We start from the raw sequence: 5,461 nt of genomic DNA on the forward strand, positions 1-5,461 counted from the left end.
CGATGACGTGGGGCCTGGGCCGGGTGATCGGCCTGGAACTCCCCGGCATCTGGGGCGGGCTGCTCGATCTCCCCGCCGAGCCGGACGCGGCGACAGCGACGTTGCTGGCCGCGGCCCTGTCCGGAGTGGACGACGAGGACCAGGTCGCGATCCGGCCGTCCGGGCTGCTGGCCCGCCGTCTGGTCCGCGCGCCCTTCAGCCCGCCGGCCGAGCGGTGGAAGCCGCGCGGCACGGTCCTGATCACCGGGGGCACCGGCGCGCTGGGCGGCCACGTCGCCCGCCGCCTCGCCGCCGACGGCGCCGGGCACCTGGTGCTGACCAGCCGCCGCGGCCCGGACGCCCCCGGCGCGGCCGACCTCGAGGCGGAACTGTCCGCGCTCGGGGCGCGGGTGACGATCGCCGCCTGCGACGTCGCCGACCGCGATGCCCTTGCCGCGCTGCTGGCCGGCCTGGACGAGCCGGTGCGCGCGGTCGTCCACGCCGCCGGGCTCCCGCAGGCCACCCCGGTGCTGGACACCACCGCGGCCGAGTTCGCCGCCGTGCTCGAGGGCAAGGTCACGGGCGCCCGCAACCTGGACGAACTGCTCGGCGACGACCTCGACGCCTTCGTGCTCTTCTCCTCGAACGCCGGGGTGTGGGGCAGCGGCGGCCAGGGTGCCTATGGCGCGGGCAACGCCTACCTCGACGCCCTCGCCGAGCAGCGCCGCGCCCGCGGGGCCGCCGCGACCTCGGTCGCCTGGGGCTTCTGGGGCGGGGGCGGCATGGCGGGCGACGTCGAGCTGGAGGACCAGCTCCGCCGTCGCGGCCTCCGCGAGATGGCTCCTGAAGCCGCGGTGGAGGCGCTCTGCCAGGCCCTCGACGCACGCGAGGTCTTCCTGGCCGTCGCCGACGTCGACTGGGCCCGGTTCGCCCCCGGCTTCACGCTGTCGCGGCGTCGTCCGCTGATCGAGGACATCCCCGAGGTCCGGGCACTGCTGTCCGAAGCGCCGGCGGTGGCCCGCCCGGCCCTGGCCCGCCGGGTTGCGGAACTGGGGGAAACCGAAGCCCGGCGGCTGCTGCTGGACCTCGTGCGCGGCCAGGCCGCCTCGGTCCTGGGCCACGACTCGCCGACGGCGGTCCCGGCCGGCCGGGCGTTCCGGGAACTCGGCTTCGACTCGCTGACCGCGGTCGAGGTCCGCAACCGGATCAACGCGGCCACCGGGCTGACCCTGCCCGCGACGCTCGTGTTCGACCACCCGAACCCGGCGGCGCTCGCCGAAGAACTGCACCGGCTGCTGCTGGGCCGCACCGGCACCGCGGTGGTCACCGCGGCCGCGGCCGTCGACGAGCCGGTCGCGATCGTGGCGATGGGCTGCCGGTTCCCCGGCGGCGTGCGCTCGCCGGAAGACCTCTGGCGGCTGGTCGCCGACGGCGTCGACGCGCTGACGGAGTTCCCCGCCGACCGCGGCTGGGACCTGGCCTCGTTCGGCGACGCCGACCTCGCCGGAGTCGGCGGGTTCGTGGCCGGCGCGGCGGATTTCGACGCGGGCTTCTTCGGCATCTCGCCGCGGGAAGCCCTGGCGATGGACCCGCAGCAGCGGGTGCTGCTGGAGACGTCGTGGGAGGTCTTCGAACGGGCCGGGCTCGACCCGGCCACCCTGCGCGGCAGCCGGACCGGCGTCTTCGTCGGGGCCAGCACCTCGGGGTACGGCGCCGATCTCGAGTCCGGCTCGGAGGGCTACCTGCTCACCGGCGAGGCACCGAGCGTGATGTCCGGGCGGCTGTCCTACACGTTCGGGCTGGAGGGCCCGGCGGTCACGGTCGACACGGCGTGCTCGTCGGCGCTGGTCGCGCTGCACCTGGCCGCGCAGTCGCTGCGCCAGGGCGAGTGCACCATGGCGCTGGCCGGCGGGGTGGCGATCATGGCCAAGCCGATGGCGTTCCTGGAGTTCGCCCGCCAGCGCGGCCTGGCCGCGGACGGCCGGGTCAAGGCGTTCGCCGACGCGGCCGACGGCACCGGCTGGGGCGAGGGCGTCGGCCTGGTCCTCCTGGAACGGCTGTCGGACGCGCAGCGCAACGGCCACCCGGTGCTCGCCGTGGTCCGCGGTTCGGCGGTCAACCAGGACGGTGCGTCGAACGGGCTGAGCGCACCGAACGGCCCGGCCCAGCAGCGGGTGATCCGCGCCGCGCTGGCCAGCGCCGGCCTGTCCACTTCGGACGTCGATGCCGTCGAAGCGCACGGGACCGGCACCCGGCTGGGCGACCCGATCGAGGCACAGGCCCTCCTGGCCACGTACGGCCAGGACCGCGACGAGCCGCTCTGGCTCGGTTCGGTCAAGTCGAACCTGGGGCACACGCAGGCCGCGGCCGGGATGGCCGGCGTGATCAAGACGGTGCTCGCCCTGCGGCAGGGGCACCTGCCGCGCACCCTGCACGTCGACGCGCCGTCGTCCCGGGTGGACTGGACGGCCGGGGCGGTTTCGCTGCTCACCGAGGCTCGCGACTGGCCTTCGGTCGATCGCCCGCGCCGCGCCGGCGTCTCGGCGTTCGGCGTCAGCGGCACCAACGTGCACACGATCCTGGAGCAGGCTCCGGCCGTCTCACCGCAGCCTTCCCCCTCGGCGACGGAGGCGCTGCTGCCGTGGGTGCTGTCCGCCCACGACGAGGGTGCGCTCGCCGAGCTGACCGAGCAGGTCCGCGAGCTGGCCGCGCACCCGGTCGACATCGGCTTCTCCCTGGCCACCGCCCGAGGGCGGCTCGACCGGCGCGCGGTGCTGCTGGGCGACGACGTCATCACCGGCACGGCCGATCCGGACGCGTTGCTGGCCGTGCTGTTCACCGGCCAGGGCGCCCAGCGGGCCGGCATGGGCCAGGAGCTGTACGAGCGGTTCCCGGTCTACGCGTCGGCGTTCGACGAGGTGCTCGCGCACTTCGGCCCGGAGCTGCGGGAAGCGTTCGGTGAGCAGGATCTGCTCGACCGGACGGAGCACACCCAGCCGGCGCTGTTCGCGGTCGAGGTGGCGTTGTTCCGGCTGGTTTCTTCCTGGGGGGTGCGGCCGGATTTCGTGGCCGGCCACTCGATCGGCGAGATCTCGGCTGCCCACGTCGCCGGAGTGCTCTCGCTCGAGGACGCCTGCCGCCTGGTCGCGGCGCGCGCGTCGCTGATGCAGGCGCTGCCCGCCGGCGGGGCGATGGTGTCGATCGCGGCCTCCGAAGCCGACGTCCTGTCCGCTGTGGACGGTTGCGACGGCGTGTCCGTCGCGGCGGTGAACGGCCCGTCGTCGGTGGTGATCTCCGGGGTTTCCGCCGTCGTGCTCGACATCGCCGCGGGGTTCGCCGCGGACGGCGTCAAGACCAAGCGGCTCGCCGTGAGCCACGCGTTCCACTCGCCGCTGATGGACCCGATGCTTTCCGCGTTCCGCGCGGTCGCCGAAACCCTGACGTACCACCCCGCGGAAATACCGGTGCTCTCGAATGTGAGCGGTGCTCTCGCCGAGCCGTTCACGGCGGACTACTGGGTCCGGCACGCCCGGGAGGCGGTCCGCTTCGCCGACGGCCTCTCGACCCTGCAAGCGGCGGGTGTAGGAATCTTCCTCGAACTGGGCCCCGACGGAGTCCTCAGCGCACTGGTCGACGGCACCGCTGTCCCGGCCTTGCGTCGCAACCGCTCCGAAGAGAGAGCACTGCTCTCGGCGTTGAGCACCGTTCACGTCCACGGCATCGACCTCGACTGGGCCGCGTTCTTCCCGGGCGGCCGCCGCATCGACCTCCCGACCTACCCGTTCCAGCGAGAACGCTACTGGCCCCGCGCCACCGCACCCCGCGGCGACCTCGGCGCGGCCGGCGTGGGCGCGCTGGAGCACCCCCTCCTCGGCGCGGCGGTCGAGCTGGCGGGCGACGAGGGAACAGTCCTCAGTGGACGGCTCTCCCTGGAGAGCCACCCGTGGCTGGCCGGGCACGCGCTGTCGGGCACGGTCCTGCTCCCTGGCACCGCGCTGCTCGAACTGGCGGTGCAGGCGGGCGACCAGGCGGGCTGCGACGTCGTGGACGAGCTCACGTTCGCGGCACCCCTGGTCCTGCCCGCCCGAGGCGCGGTAACGGTCCAGGTCTCGGCAGGCCCCCCGGAGCAGGACGGCCGCCGCCCGATCACGGTGTCCTCCCGCCCGGCCGGTTCCGACGCAAGCTGGACCTGCCACGCAACCGGCAGCATCAGCCGCGCGGCAGAGGTGCGGAAGGGTGCCGCCGAGTGGCCGCCGCCGGGAGCGGGCGCGCGGCTCGCCGAGTCCCAGCTGCTGCCGTCCGGTGCCGAAGCGGGCGCGCACGACCCGCGGCTTGCCCCGGCCCAGTGGCCGCCCCCGGGCGCCGAGCCGGTCGATCTCGCCGGGCTCTACCCGCGGCTCGCCGCCATGGGCTTCGTCTATGGCGAAGCGTTCAGCGGCCTGACCCGCGTCTGGCGAGCCGGCGCCGAACTGTTCGCCGAAGTCACCCTGCCGGAATCCCTCGACGCCACCGGGTTCGCCCTGCACCCGGCCCTGCTCGACGCCGCCCTGCACCCGCTCGGCCTCGGGATCGTCACTCCCGGCGACGGCACCGCCCGCGTCCCCTTCTCCTTCGCCCGGGCCGCGGTCCACGCCACCGGCGCCACCGAACTCCGCGTCCGGCTGGCCCCGGCGGGGGAGAACGCCGTCACCCTCACCGCCTGGGACACCACCGGCGCCCCCGTGGCCACGGTCGGCGAGCTGCTGCTGCGCCCGGTCGCGCCCGCAGCGGCAACCGTCCCCGACACCCTCTTCGAACGAACCTGGACCGAGCTCACCCCCGATCCCGCCGCACCGCGCGAGGAACTCGTCTTCGCGCCGGTGACCGGAAGCACTGTCCACGAAACCACCGCCCAGGTCCTCGGAAACCTCCAAGCCTGGCTCGCCGAAGACCGGCCCGGCCGGCTCGTGATCGTCACCCGCGGCGCGACCGACGGCGACGTCGCCGCCGCAGCGGCCGGCGGCCTGGTGCGGTCCGCGCAGTCCGAACACCCCGGCCGGTTCCTCCTCGTCGACACCGACGACGACCCGCGCTCCCAAGCCCTCCTGCCCACAGTGGACACCTACGGCGAACCGCAGCTGGCGCTGAGGGAAGGCACCGCGACAGCGCCCCGGCTGGCCCGCGCGACCGCCATGCCACTGACCCCCGCCGGCGCCCACTGGCGGCTGACCACCACGGGCACCGGCACCACCGACGGCCTGGCCCTGACCGAAGCAGCCGAAGCACCGCTGGGCGAGCGCGACGTCCGGATCGAGGTCCGCGCGGCCGGGCTGAACTTCCGCGACGTCCTCATCTCCCTCGGCATGTACCCCGATCCCGAAGCCCGCCTCGGCTCCGAAGCGGCGGGCGTGGTCGTCGAGGTGGGCGCCGCAGTCGATCACCTCGCCCCCGGCGACCGCGTCTTCGGCCTGGTCGACGACGCCTTCGCCCCGCGAGCCGCCGC

Annotated in this window: 1 protein-coding gene; it reads left to right on the top strand. The window is 75.0% G+C overall.

Translation table 11 applies throughout. The features are described 5' to 3' along the window. Positions 1 to 5,461: type I polyketide synthase (locus tag CCN39_RS30260; RefSeq protein WP_143264211.1), on the top strand; the 5,461-nt coding region annotated here is incomplete at both ends.

It is taken from the genome of Amycolatopsis kentuckyensis (genome assembly GCF_002155975.1).
GTDB lineage: Bacteria > Actinomycetota > Actinomycetes > Mycobacteriales > Pseudonocardiaceae > Amycolatopsis > Amycolatopsis kentuckyensis.